This is a genomic window from Phytopseudomonas daroniae (assembly GCF_004327285.1).
Classification (GTDB): Bacteria; Pseudomonadota; Gammaproteobacteria; order Pseudomonadales; family Pseudomonadaceae; genus Aquipseudomonas; species Aquipseudomonas daroniae.
In genome coordinates this window covers 15,304-31,387 of the sequence record NZ_QJUI01000028.1, presented here as the reverse complement: position 1 = coordinate 31,387, position 16,084 = coordinate 15,304, and the positions used below count along the sequence as shown (strand labels likewise).

Below are 16,084 nucleotides of genomic sequence, written 5' to 3'. Positions count from 1 at the left end.
GGAGGAAAGGCCTTGAAAGACCTACTGAATTTGCTGAAAAACCAGGGTCAAGTCGAAGAGTTCGATGCCATTCGCATCGGCCTTGCTTCGCCTGAGATGATCCGTTCGTGGTCGTTCGGTGAAGTTAAAAAGCCGGAAACCATCAACTACCGTACGTTCAAGCCTGAGCGTGACGGCCTGTTCTGCGCCAAGATCTTTGGCCCGGTCAAGGATTACGAGTGCCTGTGCGGTAAGTACAAGCGCCTGAAGCACCGTGGTGTGATCTGTGAGAAGTGCGGTGTCGAAGTCGCCCTGGCCAAGGTTCGTCGTGAGCGCATGGCGCACATCGAACTGGCTTCGCCGGTCGCCCACATCTGGTTCCTGAAGTCCCTGCCGAGCCGTATCGGCCTGCTGATGGACATGACCCTGCGTGATATCGAACGCGTTCTCTATTTCGAGAGCTACGTCGTTATCGATCCGGGCATGACCACCCTCGAAAAGGGTCAACTGCTCAACGACGAGCAGTACTTCGAGGCACTGGAGGAGTTCGGTGACGACTTCGACGCCCGCATGGGTGCCGAGGCCGTTCGCGAGCTGCTGCACGCTATCGACCTGGAACACGAGATCGGTCGCCTGCGCGAAGAGATTCCGCAGACCAACTCGGAAACCAAGATCAAGAAGCTGTCCAAGCGTCTGAAGTTGATGGAAGCCTTCCTGGGCTCCGGCAACCTGCCAGAGTGGATGGTGCTGACCGTTCTGCCGGTTCTGCCGCCAGATCTGCGTCCGCTCGTTCCGCTGGACGGTGGCCGCTTCGCAACGAGCGACCTGAACGACCTGTATCGCCGCGTCATCAACCGTAACAACCGCCTGAAGCGTCTGCTCGACCTCTCGGCTCCCGACATCATCGTGCGCAACGAAAAGCGCATGTTGCAGGAAGCTGTCGACGCACTGCTCGACAACGGTCGTCGCGGTCGCGCCATCACCGGTTCGAACAAGCGTCCTCTGAAGTCTCTGGCCGATATGATCAAGGGTAAACAGGGTCGTTTCCGTCAGAACCTGCTCGGTAAGCGCGTTGACTACTCCGGCCGTTCGGTAATTACCGTAGGTCCGGCGCTGCGTCTGCACCAGTGCGGTCTGCCGAAGAAGATGGCCCTCGAGCTGTTCAAGCCGTTCATTTTCGGCAAGCTGGAAATGCGTGGTCTGGCGACCACCATCAAGGCTGCCAAGAAGATGGTCGAGCGCGAGCTGCCGGAAGTGTGGGACGTTCTCGCCGAAGTGATTCGCGAACACCCTGTATTGCTCAACCGTGCACCGACCCTTCACCGTCTGGGTATCCAGGCCTTCGAGCCGGTACTGATCGAAGGTAAGGCCATCCAGCTGCACCCGCTGGTCTGCGCCGCGTACAACGCCGACTTCGACGGTGACCAGATGGCCGTTCACGTGCCGCTGACGCTGGAAGCCCAGCTCGAAGCTCGCGCGCTGATGATGTCCACCAACAACATCCTGTCGCCTGCCAACGGTGAGCCAATCATCGTTCCGTCCCAGGACGTTGTATTGGGTCTGTACTACATGACCCGCGAAGCCATCAACGCCAAAGGCGAAGGTCGCGTGTTCGCTGACCTGCAGGAAGTCGACCGCGTGTTCCGCGCTGGCGAAGCATCCCTGCACGCCCGTGTGAAAGTGCGCATCAACGAAGTCATCAAAGACCGCGATGGCAGCATCACCAAGAACACCCGTATCGTCGACACCACTGTCGGCCGTGCGCTGCTGTTCCAGGTGGTTCCTGCCGGCCTGTCGTACGACGTGGTCAACCAGTCGATGAAGAAGAAGGCGATCTCCAAGCTGATCAACCAGTGCTACCGCACCGTTGGTCTGAAGGATACCGTGATCTTCGCCGACCAGTTGATGTACACCGGTTTCGCCTACTCGACCATCTCCGGTGTGTCGATCGGCGTGAACGACTTCGTCATCCCGGATGAGAAGGCACGCATCATCGATGCCGCCACCGAGGAAGTGAAGGAAATCGAATCGCAGTACGCCTCCGGCCTGGTTACCCAGGGCGAGAAGTACAACAAGGTGATCGACCTGTGGTCGAAGGCCAACGATGAAGTGTCCAAGGCGATGATGTCGAACCTCTCGAAAGAGAAGGTCATCGACCGCGATGGCAACGAAGTCGATCAGGAGTCCTTCAACTCCATGTACATGATGGCCGACTCCGGTGCTCGTGGTTCCGCCGCGCAGATCCGTCAGCTGGCCGGTATGCGTGGTCTGATGGCCAAGCCGGACGGCTCGATCATCGAAACGCCGATCACCGCGAACTTCCGCGAAGGTCTGTCGGTACTGCAGTACTTCATCTCCACGCACGGTGCTCGTAAAGGTCTGGCGGATACCGCACTGAAGACCGCGAACTCCGGTTACCTGACTCGTCGTCTCGTCGACGTGGCCCAGGATCTGGTGGTGACCGAGATCGATTGCGGCACCGAGCAGGGTCTGTACATGACCCCGCACATCGAAGGTGGCGACGTGGTCGAGCCGCTCGGTGAGCGCGTACTGGGCCGTGTCATCGCTCGCGACGTGTTCAAGCCGGGTACCGAAGAAGTCATCGTTCCGGCCGGTACGCTGGTCGACGAGCAGTGGGTCGAGTTCATCGAACTGAACAGCATCGACGAAGTCGTCGTGCGTTCGCCGATCAGCTGTGAAACCCGTTACGGCATCTGCGCCAAGTGCTACGGTCGTGACCTGGCTCGTGGTCACCAGATCAACATCGGCGAAGCAGTCGGCGTTATCGCTGCCCAGTCGATCGGTGAGCCGGGTACCCAGCTGACCATGCGTACGTTCCACATCGGTGGTGCGGCAAGCCGGACTTCGGCTGCCGACAGCGTCCAGGTGAAGAACGGTGGTGCGGTTCGCCTGCACAACCTGAAGCACGTCGAGCGTCTGGACGGCAACCTGATCGCGGTATCGCGTTCCGGTGAGCTGGCTATCGCTGACGAGTTCGGTCGTGAGCGCGAGCGCTACAAGTTGCCGTACGGCGCGGTGATTTCCGTGAAGGAAGGCGACAAGGTCGACGCTGGCGCCATCGTCGCCAAGTGGGATCCGCACACCCACCCGATCGTTACCGAGATGAAAGGTACCGTCACCTTCGTGGGTATGGAGGAAGGTATCACCATCAAGCGTCAGACCGACGAACTGACCGGTTTGACCAACATCGAGGTTCTCGATGCCAAGGATCGTCCGGCTGCCGGCAAGGAAATCCGCCCGGCGGTGAAACTGGTCGACGCCAACGGCAAGGATCTGCTGCTGCCAGGTACCGACGTGCCTGCTCAGTACTTCCTGCCTGCCAACGCCCTTGTCGGTGTGGCGGATGGTGCCCAGGTTGCGGTCGGTGACGTTATCGCCCGTATCCCGCAGGAAACCTCGAAGACCCGTGACATCACCGGTGGTCTGCCGCGCGTTGCCGACCTGTTCGAAGCGCGTCGTCCGAAAGAAGCTTCGATTCTGGCGGAAATCAGCGGCACCATCTCGTTCGGCAAGGAGACCAAGGGCAAGCGCCGCCTGGTCATCACGCCGACCGATGGCAGTGATCCGTACGAAGAGCTGATCCCGAAATGGCGTCACCTGAACGTGTTCGAAGGTGAACAGGTCAACAAGGGCGAAGTCATCTCCGACGGTCCGAGCGATCCGCACGACATCCTGCGTCTGTTGGGCGTCAGCGCGCTGGCCAAGTACATCGTCAACGAGATCCAGGACGTTTACCGTCTGCAGGGCGTGAAGATCAACGACAAGCACATCGAGACCATCCTGCGTCAGATGTTGCGCAAGGTCGAGATCGCCGAGTCCGGAGATTCCACCTTCATCAAGGGCGACCAGATGGAGCTGACTCAGGTACTGGGCGAGAACGAGCGCCTGGCCGAGCAGGAGAAGTTCATCGCCAAGTACTCCCGCGTACTGCTGGGTATCACCAAGGCGTCGCTGTCCACCGAGTCGTTCATCTCGGCGGCATCCTTCCAGGAAACCACTCGCGTCCTCACCGAGGCGGCGGTTACTGGCAAGCGCGACTTCCTGCGTGGCCTGAAGGAGAACGTGGTCGTGGGTCGTCTGATCCCGGCAGGTACCGGCCTGGCTTACCACAGCGAACGCAAACGTCGTCGCGAGGCTGACAAGCCTGTGCGTGTGAGCGCGAGCGAAGTGGAAGCGGCGCTGACCGAAGCGTTGAACTCCAGCGACAATTGAGAACGTGCCCCGGCCGCCTGGCGGTCGGGGCTCGTGTCTTGACTGGGGGTGAGAGTCTCTTTAGACTCATGCACCCCTAAATATGGCAGGGCATAAGCCCTGCCATTTATTTATGGTGTAAATAAATAGCGTCGAAAGACGGACAGTGGAGCTAGTAGATGGCAACTATCAACCAGCTGGTGCGTCAGCCGCGCAAGCGTATCGTCGAGAAATCCGACGTACCTGCGCTGCAGAACTGCCCCCAGCGTCGTGGCGTGTGCACTCGCGTGTATACCACCACCCCGAAAAAACCTAACTCGGCACTGCGTAAAGTTTGCCGTGTGCGTCTGACCAATGGTTTCGAGGTTTCCTCGTACATCGGTGGTGAAGGCCACAACCTGCAAGAGCACAGCGTCGTGCTGATCCGTGGCGGTCGTGTAAAAGACTTGCCAGGTGTGCGTTATCACACCGTTCGCGGCTCGCTGGACACCTCGGGTGTCAAAGGCCGTAACCAGGGTCGTTCGAAATACGGTACCAAGCGTCCGAAGTGATCGGTCGTCAGTACTGAATGCAGTTTCTAATTTTATTGAGTCGATAAGAGTAAGGTCGGGCGTAACCCCCATGGTTACAGTTCCGAGCTAACCTGAAGACCGTTTGAGGGCTTATCAAATGCCAAGACGTCGTGTAGCAGCCAAGCGCGAAGTGCTTGACGATCCAAAATACGGAAGCCAAATCCTGGCCAAGTTCATGAACCACGTGATGGAAAGCGGCAAGAAAGCCGTTGCCGAGCGTATCGTTTATGGCGCCCTGGACAAGGTTAAAGAGCGTAAGAACAGCGATCCCCTGGAAATCTTCGAGAAAGCTCTCGACGCCATCGCTCCGCTGGTCGAAGTGAAGTCGCGCCGTGTAGGTGGTGCTACTTACCAGGTTCCGGTCGAAGTTCGTCCCTCCCGTCGTAACGCCCTGGCCATGCGCTGGCTGGTGGATTTCGCCCGTAAGCGTGGTGAGAAATCCATGGCTCTGCGCCTGGCTGGTGAACTGCTGGACGCTGCCGAAGGCAAAGGCGCCGCAGTTAAGAAGCGTGAAGATGTGCACCGTATGGCCGAGGCCAACAAAGCGTTCTCGCACTACCGTTTCTAAATCCGGCATCACTCAATTTGCGAGGGCTTTATGGCTCGTAATACAGCAATTAACCGCTACCGTAACATTGGTATTTGTGCGCACGTCGATGCGGGCAAGACCACTACTACCGAGCGGATCCTGTTCTACACAGGCCTCAGCCACAAAATGGGTGAGGTGCATGACGGTGCAGCCACTACCGACTGGATGGTGCAGGAGCAGGAGCGTGGTATCACCATTACCTCCGCTGCCGTTACCACCTTCTGGAAAGGTTCGGTTGGTCAGTACGACAACTATCGCGTAAACGTCATCGATACCCCCGGCCACGTTGACTTCACCATTGAAGTAGAGCGTTCGCTGCGCGTACTCGATGGCGCGGTCGTGGTGTTCTGCGGCACCTCCGGTGTCGAGCCTCAGTCCGAAACCGTATGGCGTCAGGCCAACAAGTACGGCGTTCCACGTGTCGTTTACGTGAACAAGATGGATCGCGCCGGTGCCAACTTCCTGCGTGTTGTAGCTCAGATCAAGAACCGTCTGGGTCACACCCCGGTGCCGATCCAGCTGGCTATCGGTTCGGAAGATAACTTCCAGGGTCAGGTCGACCTGATCAAGATGAAGGCTATCTACTGGAACGACGATGACAAAGGCACCACCTATCGCGAGGAAGAGATTCCTGCCGATATGCTGGAGCTGGCTGAAGAGTGGCGCTCCAACATGGTTGAAGCCGCTGCCGAAGCCAACGAAGAGCTGATGAACAAGTACCTTGAAGGCGGTGAACTGACCATCGAGGAAATCAAGGCGGGGCTGCGTGCGCGCACTCTGGCCAGCGAGATTGTTCCGGCTGTCTGCGGTTCTTCCTTCAAGAACAAGGGTGTTCCTCTGGTTCTCGACGCCGTCATCGACTACCTGCCGGCGCCGACCGAGATCCCTGCGATCAAGGGTATTCATCCGGATCTCATCGACAAGCCGAAAGAAGAGCTGGTCGATGCTGACTTCGATGAGCGTCATGCCGACGACAACGAGCCGTTCTCGGCTCTGGCCTTCAAGATTGCCACCGACCCGTTCGTGGGCACTCTGACTTTCGTGCGCGTCTACTCGGGTTTCCTGACCTCGGGCGACTCCGTGATCAACTCGGTCAAGGGCAAGAAAGAGCGCGTTGGTCGTATGGTGCAGATGCACGCCAACCAGCGTGAAGAGATCAAAGAAGTGCGCGCAGGCGACATCGCAGCTCTGATCGGCATGAAGGACGTCACCACTGGTGACACCCTGTGCAACGCCGACAAGCCGATCATCCTCGAGCGTATGGACTTCCCGGAGCCCGTGATCTCGGTAGCTGTTGAGCCGAAGACCAAGGCTGACCAGGAGAAGATGGGTATCGCACTGGGCAAGCTCGCTCAGGAAGACCCGTCGTTCCGCGTCAAGACCGACGAAGAAACCGGCCAGACCATCATCTCCGGTATGGGCGAGCTGCACCTGGACATTCTCGTTGACCGTATGCGTCGCGAGTTCAACGTCGAGGCGAACATCGGCAAGCCGCAGGTTTCCTACCGCGAGAAGATCACCAAGAACTGCGAAATCGAAGGCAAGTTCGTGCGTCAGTCCGGTGGTCGTGGTCAGTTCGGTCACTGCTGGATTCGCTTCGCGCCGGCAGACGAAGGTCAGGAAGGTCTGGTGTTCGTCAACGAAGTCGTGGGCGGTGTGGTTCCGAAGGAATACATCCCGGCCATCCAGAAGGGTATCGAAGAGCAGATGAAGAACGGCGTCGTTGCCGGCTATCCGCTCATCGGCCTGAAGGCTACCGTTTTCGACGGTTCCTACCATGACGTCGACTCCAACGAGATGGCGTTCAAGGTGGCCGCTTCCATGGCGACCAAGCAGCTGGCCCAGAAGGGCGGCGGTGTAGTGCTTGAGCCGATCATGAAAGTGGAAGTGGTAACCCCAGAAGACTACATGGGTGACGTGATGGGTGACCTGAATCGTCGTCGTGGTCTGATCCAGGGTATGGAAGACACAGTGTCCGGCAAGGTAATCCGTGCCGAAGTGCCGCTGGGTGAGATGTTCGGTTACGCAACCGACGTTCGTTCCATGTCTCAGGGTCGCGCGAGCTACTCTATGGAATTCTCCAAATACTCCGAAGCTCCGTCGAACATCGTCGAAGCTCTGGTTAAAAAACAAGGCTGATTCAGCCCCTTTACGCTAGGAGTTAATTGTCGTGGCTAAAGAAAAATTCGAACGTAACAAACCGCACGTCAACGTCGGCACCATCGGTCACGTTGACCACGGTAAAACCACTCTGACCGCTGCTCTGACCCGCGTCTGCTCCGAAGTATTCGGTTCGGCCAAGGTCGACTTCGACAAGATCGACAGCGCGCCGGAAGAGAAGGCTCGTGGTATCACCATCAACACTGCGCACGTTGAGTACGATTCGTCCGTACGTCACTACGCACACGTTGACTGCCCGGGTCACGCTGACTACGTCAAGAACATGATCACCGGTGCTGCGCAGATGGATGGCGCGATCCTGGTTTGTTCGGCCGCTGACGGCCCGATGCCTCAGACTCGCGAGCACATCCTGCTGTCGCGTCAGGTAGGCGTTCCGTACATCGTCGTGTTCCTGAACAAGGCTGACATGGTCGATGACGCCGAGCTGCTGGAGCTGGTGGAAATGGAAGTGCGCGATCTGCTGAGCACTTACGACTTCCCGGGCGACGACACGCCGATCATCATCGGTTCCGCGCTGATGGCTCTGAACGGCCAGGACGACAACGAGATGGGCACCACTGCCGTCAAGAAACTCGTCGAAACTCTGGACAGCTACATCCCGGAGCCGGTTCGTGCCATCGACCGTCCGTTCCTGATGCCGATCGAAGACGTATTCTCGATCTCCGGCCGCGGTACTGTAGTTACCGGTCGTGTAGAGCGCGGTATCGTCAAGATCCAGGAAGAAATCGAGATCGTTGGTCTGCGTGACACCACCAAGACCACCTGTACCGGTGTCGAGATGTTCCGCAAGCTGCTCGACGAAGGTCGTGCTGGCGAGAACTGCGGTGTACTGCTGCGCGGCACCAAGCGTGACGACGTGGAGCGTGGTCAGGTTCTGGCCAAGCCAGGCACCATCAAGCCGCACACCAAGTTCGAAGCTGAAGTGTACGTTCTGTCCAAAGAAGAAGGTGGTCGTCACACCCCGTTCTTCAAGGGCTACCGTCCGCAGTTCTACTTCCGTACCACTGACGTGACCGGTTCGTGCGAACTGCCGGAAGGCGTTGAGATGGTAATGCCGGGCGACAACATCAAGATGGTTGTCACCCTGATCAAGCCGATCGCCATGGAAGACGGCCTGCGCTTCGCGATTCGCGAAGGTGGTCGTACCGTTGGTGCTGGTGTAGTTGCCAAGATCGTCGAGTAATCGTCTGATCTGATGTAAAAAAGGCCCCCGCATTGCGGGGGCTTTTTTATGGACGGTATCTTCGTTGGTTATTTTCTAACCGGGTTGACACCCTCAGGGGGCGTCTATAGAATCACGCCTCCTTTTAACGGGCGTACTGCGTCCGTTGACTGGGACTCGCAGCTTGGAATCTGAGGTCAAAATGCAAAACCAACAAATCCGTATACGGTTGAAGGCTTTTGACCATCGCCTGATCGATCAATCAACCCAGGAAATCGTGGAAACCGCGAAACGTACTGGTGCTCAGGTGCGTGGTCCGATTCCTCTGCCAACTCGCAAAGAGCGGTTCACCGTTCTGACTTCGCCACACGTCAACAAAGACGCGCGCGATCAGTTCGAAATCCGCACTCATAAGCGCGTACTGGACATCGTCCAGCCAACGGATAAAACCGTTGATGCTCTTATGAAGCTCGATCTTGCGGCTGGCGTGGAAGTGCAGATCAGCCTCGGCTAAAACCCAGCGGTTTTAGTCGTGTAACGCTCTGAAATGGGCGGCCATAGCGGGTGAAAGCCCCGTACACTCATGAGGTTACAACATGACTATTGGTGTAGTCGGTCGTAAATGCGGCATGACCCGTATTTTCACCGAAGAAGGTGTCTCCATTCCGGTCACGGTCATTGAGATCGAACCGAATCGCGTCACCCAGTTTAAAACTGAAGAGTCCGATGGCTATCGTGCAGTGCAAGTCACTGTCGGTGAGCGTCGCGTTTCTCGTGTCAGCAAGGCTCAGGCCGGTCACTTCGCCAAGGCGAACGTCGCGGCAGGTCGTACCGTTCTGGAATTCCGTCTTGAAGAAGGCGACTACCAGGCTGGCGATCTGATCAACGCTGAAATCTTCCAAGCTGGTCAACTGGTCGACGTGACCGGTCAGTCCAAAGGTAAAGGCTTTGCCGGTACCATCAAGCGTTGGAACTTCCGCGGCCAAGACAACACTCACGGTAACTCCGTGTCCCACCGCGTTCCGGGTTCGATTGGCCAGTGCCAGACTCCGGGTCGTGTCTTCAAGGGCAAGAAAATGTCCGGTCACATGGGTGCTGAGCGCGTGACTGTGCAGTCCCTGGAAGTAGTGCGCGTGGATGCTGAACGCAACCTGCTGCTGGTCAAGGGTGCCGTTCCTGGCGCTACTGGCGGCAACCTGGTTGTACGTCCGGCTGCCAAGGCTCGCGGTTAAGGGGAAGCTGACATGCAATTAAATGTAAATGGCGCTCAAGCGATCGAAGTCTCTGATGCGACTTTCGGTGGCGACTACAACGAGACCCTGGTTCACCAAGCTGTCGTAGCCTACATGGCTGGCGGCCGTCAGGGCAGCAAGCAGCAGAAGACTCGTTCCGACGTTTCCGGTGGCGGCAAACGCCCATGGCGTCAGAAGGGTACTGGCCGTGCGCGTGCCGGTACCACTCGTGGTCCGATCTGGCGTGGCGGTGGTGTGACCTTCGCAGCTCGTCCGCAGAATCATGATCAGAAGCTGAACAAGAAGATGTATCGCGCTGCGATCCGTTCGATTCTTGCTGAGCTGGTTCGTAGCGACCGTCTGGTAGTGGTTGAAGACTTCGCTGTCGAAGCTCCGAAAACCAAAGAGCTGCTGGGCAAGCTGAACGACATGGGTCTGACTGACGTTCTGATCGTGTCCGACGCTGTCGATCAAAATCTGTACCTGGCTGCCCGCAACCTGCCGCATGTCGATGTTCGTGACGTGCAGGGTTCCGATCCGGTCAGTCTGATCGCGTATGAAAAGGTGCTGGTCACCGTTTCTGCCGTGAAGAAATTCGAGGAGCTGCTGGGATGAACCAGGAACGCGTATTCAAAGTGCTGCTTGGCCCGCACATCTCCGAGAAGGCCACGACTCTGGCAGACAAGAAAAGCCAGTTCGTTTTCAAGGTTGCAACCGATGCAACCAAGCTGGAAATCAAGAAGGCCGTCGAAAGCCTGTTCAGCGTGAAGGTTCAGCATGTCACTACTCAGAACGTTCTGGGTAAGAGCAAGCGCACCGCTCGCGGTCTGGGCAAGCGTAACGACTGGAAGAAGGCGATCATCTCCCTTCAGCCAGGCCAAGATCTCGATTTCGCCACCAGCAGTGCTGAGTAAGGAAGGGGTGCATCATGGCAATCGTTAAATGCAAACCGACTTCCGCGGGCCGCCGTTTTGTGGTCAAGGTGGTCAATCAGGAGCTGCACAAAGGCGCTCCTCATGCTCCACTGCTCGAGAAGAAGTCGAAGACTGGCGGTCGTAACAACAACGGCCGTATCACTACCCGTCATATCGGTGGTGGTCACAAGCAGCATTACCGTCTGGTCGATTTCCGCCGCAACGACAAAGATGGCATTCCTGCCACTGTCGAACGCGTGGAATATGACCCGAACCGTACCGCGCACATCGCCCTGCTGAAATATGCAGATGGTGAGCGTCGTTACATCATCGCACCGAAAGGTGTGAGCGCCGGCGATCAGCTGGTTGCAGGTTCGATGGCGCCGATCAAGGCTGGTAACAGCCTGCCGCTGCGTAACATTCCGGTTGGTTCGACCGTTCACGGTATCGAACTGAAGCCGGGCAAGGGTGCTCAAATCGCTCGTTCCGCTGGTGCTTCGGCTCAGCTGATCGCTCGTGAAGGCGTCTACGTCACCCTGCGTCTGCGCAGCGGTGAAATGCGTAAAGTGCTGGCCGAATGCCGCGCGACCCTGGGTGAAGTCTCGAACTCCGAGCACAGCCTGCGTTCGTTGGGTAAAGCTGGTGCCAAACGCTGGCGTGGCGTTCGCCCGACCGTTCGTGGTGTTGCCATGAACCCGGTCGACCACCCACACGGTGGTGGTGAAGGTCGTACCTCTGGTGGTCGTCATCCGGTGTCTCCATGGGGCTTCCCGACTAAGGGCGCGAAGACTCGTGGTAACAAACGCACCGACAATATGATCGTCCGTCGTCGCAAGTAACTAGAGGGATACGACAGTGCCACGTTCTCTGAAAAAAGGTCCTTTTATCGATCTTCACCTACTGAAGAAGGTCGAAGTGGCAGCAGAAAAGAACGATCGCAAGCCAGTGAAAACCTGGTCGCGCCGTTCCATGATTCTGCCGCAGATGGTCGGTCTGACCATCGCCGTGCATAACGGTCGCCAACACGTCCCCGTTCTCGTGAACGAAGACATGGTCGGCCACAAACTGGGCGAATTTGCCGGCACCCGTACCTATCGTGGGCACGTGGCTGACAAGAAAGCCAAGCGTTAAGGGGTAAGGAAATGGAAGTAGCCGCTAAGTTGTCGGGCGCTCGCATCTCCGCCCAGAAAGCCCGCTTGGTCGCCGACCAGATTCGCGGGAAGAGGGTGGGCGAAGCGCTCAACCTGCTGGCTTTCAGCAGTAAGAAAGCCGCTGAAATCATCAAGAAAGTGCTGGAGTCGGCTGTAGCCAACGCCGAGCACAACGAAGGCGCAGACGTTGATGACCTGAAGGTCAGCACCGTTTTCGTCAACGAGGGGCGTTCGCTGAAGCGAATCATGCCGCGTGCCAAAGGCCGCGCTGATCGCATCGTCAAGCGGTCTTGCCATATCACTGTCAAGGTTGCGGACAAGTAACGGAGTCGATCAGATGGGTCAGAAAGTACATCCCACTGGCATTCGCCTGGGAATCGTCAAGGATCACACCTCCGTCTGGTATGCAGACGGCCGGACTTATGCGGACTATCTGTTCGCTGATCTGAAGGTGCGTGAGTATCTCCTCGACAAACTAAAAAGCGCGTCCGTAAGCCGTGTCGAGATTGCTCGTCCGGCTCAAACCGCACGCATCACCATCCACACCGCTCGTCCAGGTATCGTTATCGGGAAGAAAGGTGAAGATGTTGAGAAGCTGCGTCAGGACCTGACCAAGCAAATGGGTGTGCCTGTGCACATCAACATCGAAGAGATCCGCAAGCCGGAGCTCGACGGTATGCTGGTTGCGCAGAGCGTAGCTCAGCAGCTGGAGCGTCGTGTGATGTTCCGTCGCGCCATGAAGCGCGCTGTACAGAACGCCATGCGTATTGGTGCCAAGGGCATCAAAATCCAAGTGAGCGGTCGTCTCGGCGGTGCGGAAATCGCACGTACCGAATGGTATCGCGAAGGTCGTGTGCCGTTGCACACCCTGCGTGCCGATATCGACTATGCCACGTACGAAGCGCACACCACCTACGGTGTGATCGGTGTCAAGGTTTGGATCTTCAAGGGTGAGGTCATTGGTGGCCGCCATGAAGAACTGAAGCCGCAAGCACCTGCGCCTCGTAAAAAAGCTGCTAAGTAAGGGGTACGCCAAATGTTGCAACCAAAGCGTACGAAGTTCCGCAAGCAGATGACCGGCCACAACCGTGGTCTGGCTCAGCGCGGTAGCAAAGTCAGCTTCGGCGAATTCGCGCTGAAGTCTGTTGCCCGCGGTCGTCTCACCGCCCGCCAGATCGAGTCCGCTCGTCGTGCTCTGACTCGTCACGTTAAGCGTGGCGGGAAAATCTGGATTCGCGTGTTCCCTGACAAGCCTGTTACCAAGAAGCCTCTCGAAGTGCGGATGGGTAAAGGGAAGGGTAGCGTTGAATATTGGGTAGCCCAGATCCAGCCAGGCAAAGTCCTGTACGAGATCGAAGGCGTTTCCGAAGAGTTGGCGCGTGAGGCTTTCGCCCTGGCTGCTGCAAAGCTGCCGCTCGCCACCACTTTTGTTAAGCGGACGGTGATGTGATGAAAGCGAATGAACTTCGTGAAAAATCAGCACAGCAGCTGAACGAGCAACTGCTCGGCCTGCTGCGCGACCAGTTCAATCTGCGCATGCAGAAAGCAACTGGCCAGTTGGGGCAGTCTCACCTGCTCTCGCAAGTTAAGCGCGACATCGCTCGTGTGAAAACTGTGCTCAACCAGCAGGCAGGTAAGTGATCATGGCTGAAGCCGAAAAAACAGTCCGTACGCTGACCGGCCGTGTCGTCAGCGACAAGATGGACAAGACCATCACCGTATTGATCGAGCGTCGTGTCAAGCACCCGATCTACGGCAAATATGTCAAGCGTTCGACCAAGCTGCACGCGCACGACGAAAGCAACCAATGCAAAATCGGCGACAAGGTTTCGATTACCGAAACTCGTCCGCTGGCCAAGACCAAGTCTTGGGCGCTGGTTGAAGTTCTCGAACGCGCAGTGGAAGTCTAAGGGCTAGGGGTCGGAGAAATTATATGATTCAGACTCAATCCATGCTCGATGTGGCCGACAACAGTGGTGCACGCCGCGTCATGTGCATCAAGGTGCTGGGTGGCTCGCATCGCCGCTACGCTGGCATCGGCGACATCATCAAGGTCACCGTCAAGGAAGCAATTCCGCGCGGCAAAGTGAAGAAAGGTCAGGTCATGACCGCAGTGGTCGTTCGCACCCGTCACGGCGTTCGCCGTGCCGACGGTTCGATCATCCGCTTCGACGGCAACGCTGCTGTTCTGCTGAACAACAAGCAAGAGCCGATCGGTACCCGTATCTTCGGGCCAGTGACCCGTGAACTTCGTACTGAGAAGTTCATGAAGATCGTCTCGCTCGCCCCTGAAGTGCTTTAAGGAGATCCGACATGCAAAAGATTCGTCGTGACGACGAGATCATCGTGATCGCCGGCAAAGACAAAGGTAAGCGCGGTAAGGTGCTCAAGGTTCTCGCTGACGACCGTCTGGTCGTCGGTGGCATCAACCTGGTGAAGCGTCATACCAAGCCGAACCCGATGTCGGGCGTTCAAGGCGGTATCGTCGAGAAAGAAGCGCCTCTGCACGCTTCCAACGTTGCCATTTTCAATGGCGAAACCAACAAGGCTGACCGCGTTGGTTTCAAGGTTGAAGACGGCAAGAAAATTCGTGTCTTCAAGTCCACCCAGAAGCCGGTTGGCGCTTGAGAATCATAGGTAAAACACCATGGCACGACTGAAAGAGATTTACCGGAAGGAAATCGCGCCCAAGCTGAAGGAAGAACTGAAGCTGGGTAACGTGATGGAAGTTCCACGCATCACCAAGATCACCCTGAACATGGGCCTGGGCGAAGCGATCGGTGACAAGAAAATCATCGAAAACGCAGTTGCCGACCTCGAGAAGATTACCGGTCAGAAAGTCATTGTGACTTATGCTCGTAAATCGATCGCAGGTTTCAAGGTTCGTGAGGGCTGGCCGATCGGCGTCAAGGTCACTCTGCGTCGCGAGCGTATGTACGAGTTCCTGGATCGTCTGCTGTCCATCTCCCTGCCGCGCGTGCGTGACTTCCGCGGCCTGAATGCCAAGTCCTTCGATGGTCGTGGCAACTACAGCATGGGCGTGAAAGAGCAGATCATCTTCCCGGAAATCGATTACGACAAGATCGATGCACTGCGTGGTCTGGACATCACTCTGACCACTACTGCCCGTACGGATGACGAAGGCCGCGCTCTGCTGCGTGCTTTCAAATTCCCGTTCCGCAACTGATTGGAGTAGGAACATGGCCAAGACGAGCATGAAAAACCGCGAGCTGAAGCGTCAGCGCACGGTTGCCAAGTACGCCAAAAAGCGTGCCGAGCTGAAAGCTACCATCGTCAATCCGGAAACCTCTCCGGAAGCGCGTTGGGAAGCCCAGGTCGCCCTGCAGAAGCAACCCCGTGATGCCAGCGCCTCGCGCCTGCGCAACCGCTGCCGTATCACCGGCCGCCCGCACGGTGTCTTCCGCAAGTTCGGTCTGTCGCGCATCAAGCTGCGTGAAGCAGCCATGCGTGGCGACGTACCAGGTCTGGTTAAAGCCAGCTGGTAAGCCGCTGCGGTAAACGCCGGAGTTAGCTCCGGCGGACAAGCAAAATGAATCAAGCCCCTTTTGGGGCTTGATTCATTTTTGATCAGTCTCTAGAATGCCCGGCTCGCCTGAGCCCGGATTTTCGTGAGCTCTGGTGATTCTTAGCCGAAAGGCTAATTCTTTTTGTATCAGGAGCGTCTAGCCCATGAGTATGCAGGACCCGTTAGCGGACATGCTAACTCGTATCCGTAATGCCCAGATGGCTGAAAAGTCCGTCGTAAGCATGCCTTCTTCTACCCTGAAGGTGGCTGTAGCCAAAGTTCTGAAAGACGAAGGTTATATTGCGGGTTATCAGATCAGCGGCGAAGCAAAGCCGCAGCTGTCCATCGAGCTGAAATACTTCGAAGGCCGTCCGGTTATCGAAGAAGTCAAGCGCGTCAGCCGTCCCGGCCTTCGCCAGTACAAATCCGTCGATGATCTGCCGAAAGTTCGCGGCGGTCTCGGTGTTTCCATCGTCTCCACCAACAAAGGTGTGATGACGGACCGCGCTGCGCGCGCTGCCGGTGTCGGCGGCGAAGTGCTTTGCACTGTGTTCTAAGGGGGGATA

Annotated in this window: 21 protein-coding genes; all 21 read left to right on the top strand. The window is 57.2% G+C overall.

Annotated elements, in window-relative coordinates:
* Positions 1 to 12 precede the first annotated feature (12 nt).
* The 21 genes from rpoC (at position 13) to rpsH (ending at position 16,075) form a co-directional block, all read left to right on the top strand.
* Positions 13 to 4,212 (top strand): DNA-directed RNA polymerase subunit beta', encoded by a 4,200-nt coding sequence (rpoC, locus tag DNK06_RS22725; RefSeq protein ID WP_131182243.1) that lies wholly within the window; start codon positions 13 to 15, stop codon positions 4,210 to 4,212.
* Between the two features lie 158 nt (positions 4,213 to 4,370).
* Positions 4,371 to 4,742, top strand: a complete 372-nt coding sequence (gene rpsL, locus DNK06_RS22720) for a 30S ribosomal protein S12 (RefSeq protein WP_003186084.1) — start codon at positions 4,371 to 4,373, stop codon at positions 4,740 to 4,742.
* 118 nt (positions 4,743 to 4,860) lie between these two features.
* Positions 4,861 to 5,331: a 30S ribosomal protein S7 gene (gene rpsG / locus DNK06_RS22715; protein WP_010490886.1), complete on the top strand. Its 471-nt coding sequence runs from the start codon at positions 4,861 to 4,863 to the stop codon at positions 5,329 to 5,331.
* A 30-nt stretch (positions 5,332 to 5,361) separates the two neighbouring features.
* Positions 5,362 to 7,491 (top strand): elongation factor G, encoded by a 2,130-nt coding sequence (gene fusA, locus DNK06_RS22710; protein WP_131182242.1) that lies wholly within the window; start codon positions 5,362 to 5,364, stop codon positions 7,489 to 7,491.
* A gap of 31 nt (positions 7,492 to 7,522) precedes the next feature.
* Positions 7,523 to 8,716 (top strand): elongation factor Tu, encoded by a 1,194-nt coding sequence (gene tuf / locus DNK06_RS22705; protein ID WP_084307122.1) that lies wholly within the window; start codon positions 7,523 to 7,525, stop codon positions 8,714 to 8,716.
* Between the two features lie 181 nt (positions 8,717 to 8,897).
* Positions 8,898 to 9,209: a 30S ribosomal protein S10 gene (rpsJ, locus tag DNK06_RS22700; RefSeq protein WP_010486970.1), complete on the top strand. Its 312-nt coding sequence runs from the start codon at positions 8,898 to 8,900 to the stop codon at positions 9,207 to 9,209.
* Positions 9,210 to 9,291: 82 nt separating this feature from the next.
* Positions 9,292 to 9,927 carry a 50S ribosomal protein L3 gene (rplC, locus tag DNK06_RS22695; protein ID WP_013789757.1) on the top strand — a complete coding sequence of 212 codons (636 nt, stop codon included), beginning with the start codon at positions 9,292 to 9,294 and terminating at the stop codon, positions 9,925 to 9,927.
* A 12-nt stretch (positions 9,928 to 9,939) separates the two neighbouring features.
* Positions 9,940 to 10,542, top strand: a complete 603-nt coding sequence (gene rplD / locus DNK06_RS22690) for a 50S ribosomal protein L4 (protein WP_042552942.1) — start codon at positions 9,940 to 9,942, stop codon at positions 10,540 to 10,542.
* Positions 10,539 to 10,841, top strand: coding sequence for a 50S ribosomal protein L23 (gene rplW, locus DNK06_RS22685; RefSeq protein WP_013789759.1), 303 nt, complete (start codon positions 10,539 to 10,541; stop codon positions 10,839 to 10,841). Before rplD ends, rplW begins: the two co-directional genes overlap by 4 nt.
* A gap of 14 nt (positions 10,842 to 10,855) precedes the next feature.
* Positions 10,856 to 11,680, top strand: a complete 825-nt coding sequence (gene rplB, locus DNK06_RS22680; protein WP_073267839.1) for a 50S ribosomal protein L2 — start codon at positions 10,856 to 10,858, stop codon at positions 11,678 to 11,680.
* Positions 11,681 to 11,696: 16 nt separating this feature from the next.
* On the top strand, positions 11,697 to 11,972 hold the full coding sequence (gene rpsS, locus DNK06_RS22675; protein WP_013789761.1) for a 30S ribosomal protein S19: 276 nt from the start codon (positions 11,697 to 11,699) through the stop codon (positions 11,970 to 11,972).
* 11 nt (positions 11,973 to 11,983) lie between these two features.
* Positions 11,984 to 12,316, top strand: a complete 333-nt coding sequence (rplV, locus tag DNK06_RS22670) for a 50S ribosomal protein L22 (protein ID WP_131182241.1) — start codon at positions 11,984 to 11,986, stop codon at positions 12,314 to 12,316.
* Between the two features lie 13 nt (positions 12,317 to 12,329).
* The gene (rpsC, locus tag DNK06_RS22665; protein WP_131182240.1) at positions 12,330 to 13,016 is read left to right on the top strand and encodes a 30S ribosomal protein S3; all 687 of its coding nucleotides are present in this window, start codon (positions 12,330 to 12,332) and stop codon (positions 13,014 to 13,016) included.
* A gap of 12 nt (positions 13,017 to 13,028) precedes the next feature.
* Complete coding sequence (gene rplP, locus DNK06_RS22660; RefSeq protein WP_042552939.1) at positions 13,029 to 13,442, top strand: 50S ribosomal protein L16; 414 nt, start codon at positions 13,029 to 13,031, stop codon at positions 13,440 to 13,442.
* Positions 13,442 to 13,633: a 50S ribosomal protein L29 gene (gene rpmC / locus DNK06_RS22655; protein ID WP_002555481.1), complete on the top strand. Its 192-nt coding sequence runs from the start codon at positions 13,442 to 13,444 to the stop codon at positions 13,631 to 13,633. The genes rplP and rpmC overlap by 1 nt, the downstream gene beginning before the upstream one ends.
* A 2-nt stretch (positions 13,634 to 13,635) precedes the next feature.
* Complete coding sequence (gene rpsQ, locus DNK06_RS22650) at positions 13,636 to 13,902, top strand: 30S ribosomal protein S17 (RefSeq protein ID WP_131182239.1); 267 nt, start codon at positions 13,636 to 13,638, stop codon at positions 13,900 to 13,902.
* A 23-nt stretch (positions 13,903 to 13,925) separates the two neighbouring features.
* Positions 13,926 to 14,294: a 50S ribosomal protein L14 gene (gene rplN / locus DNK06_RS22645; protein ID WP_002555479.1), complete on the top strand. Its 369-nt coding sequence runs from the start codon at positions 13,926 to 13,928 to the stop codon at positions 14,292 to 14,294.
* A gap of 11 nt (positions 14,295 to 14,305) precedes the next feature.
* Entirely contained in the window at positions 14,306 to 14,620 is a 315-nt protein-coding gene (gene rplX, locus DNK06_RS22640) for a 50S ribosomal protein L24 (RefSeq protein ID WP_042552938.1), read from the top strand.
* 19 nt (positions 14,621 to 14,639) lie between these two features.
* Positions 14,640 to 15,179, top strand: coding sequence for a 50S ribosomal protein L5 (gene rplE / locus DNK06_RS22635; RefSeq protein WP_131182238.1), 540 nt, complete (start codon positions 14,640 to 14,642; stop codon positions 15,177 to 15,179).
* A 13-nt stretch (positions 15,180 to 15,192) separates the two neighbouring features.
* Complete coding sequence (rpsN, locus tag DNK06_RS22630) at positions 15,193 to 15,498, top strand: 30S ribosomal protein S14 (RefSeq protein WP_042552936.1); 306 nt, start codon at positions 15,193 to 15,195, stop codon at positions 15,496 to 15,498.
* A 184-nt stretch (positions 15,499 to 15,682) separates the two neighbouring features.
* A complete protein-coding gene (gene rpsH, locus DNK06_RS22625) occupies positions 15,683 to 16,075 on the top strand; it encodes a 30S ribosomal protein S8 (RefSeq protein ID WP_013789766.1) in 393 nt (130 codons plus the stop codon).
* Positions 16,076 to 16,084: the final 9 nt, after the last annotated feature.

Coding starts and splice junctions, on each gene's coding strand:
- rpsJ (WP_010486970.1), top strand. CDS start 8,898: ATGCAAAACCAACAAATCCGTATACGGTTGAAGGCTTTTGACCATCGC.
- rpsL (WP_003186084.1), top strand. CDS start 4,371: ATGGCAACTATCAACCAGCTGGTGCGTCAGCCGCGCAAGCGTATCGTC.
- rplP (WP_042552939.1), top strand. CDS start 13,029: ATGTTGCAACCAAAGCGTACGAAGTTCCGCAAGCAGATGACCGGCCAC.
- rpsN (WP_042552936.1), top strand. CDS start 15,193: ATGGCCAAGACGAGCATGAAAAACCGCGAGCTGAAGCGTCAGCGCACG.
- rplN (WP_002555479.1), top strand. CDS start 13,926: ATGATTCAGACTCAATCCATGCTCGATGTGGCCGACAACAGTGGTGCA.
- rplX (WP_042552938.1), top strand. CDS start 14,306: ATGCAAAAGATTCGTCGTGACGACGAGATCATCGTGATCGCCGGCAAA.
- fusA (WP_131182242.1), top strand. CDS start 5,362: ATGGCTCGTAATACAGCAATTAACCGCTACCGTAACATTGGTATTTGT.
- rplW (WP_013789759.1), top strand. CDS start 10,539: ATGAACCAGGAACGCGTATTCAAAGTGCTGCTTGGCCCGCACATCTCC.
- rplE (WP_131182238.1), top strand. CDS start 14,640: ATGGCACGACTGAAAGAGATTTACCGGAAGGAAATCGCGCCCAAGCTG.
- rpsG (WP_010490886.1), top strand. CDS start 4,861: ATGCCAAGACGTCGTGTAGCAGCCAAGCGCGAAGTGCTTGACGATCCA.
- rplD (WP_042552942.1), top strand. CDS start 9,940: ATGCAATTAAATGTAAATGGCGCTCAAGCGATCGAAGTCTCTGATGCG.
- rplB (WP_073267839.1), top strand. CDS start 10,856: ATGGCAATCGTTAAATGCAAACCGACTTCCGCGGGCCGCCGTTTTGTG.
- rpsC (WP_131182240.1), top strand. CDS start 12,330: ATGGGTCAGAAAGTACATCCCACTGGCATTCGCCTGGGAATCGTCAAG.
- rpsQ (WP_131182239.1), top strand. CDS start 13,636: ATGGCTGAAGCCGAAAAAACAGTCCGTACGCTGACCGGCCGTGTCGTC.
- rplC (WP_013789757.1), top strand. CDS start 9,292: ATGACTATTGGTGTAGTCGGTCGTAAATGCGGCATGACCCGTATTTTC.
- rpsH (WP_013789766.1), top strand. CDS start 15,683: ATGAGTATGCAGGACCCGTTAGCGGACATGCTAACTCGTATCCGTAAT.
- rpmC (WP_002555481.1), top strand. CDS start 13,442: ATGAAAGCGAATGAACTTCGTGAAAAATCAGCACAGCAGCTGAACGAG.
- rplV (WP_131182241.1), top strand. CDS start 11,984: ATGGAAGTAGCCGCTAAGTTGTCGGGCGCTCGCATCTCCGCCCAGAAA.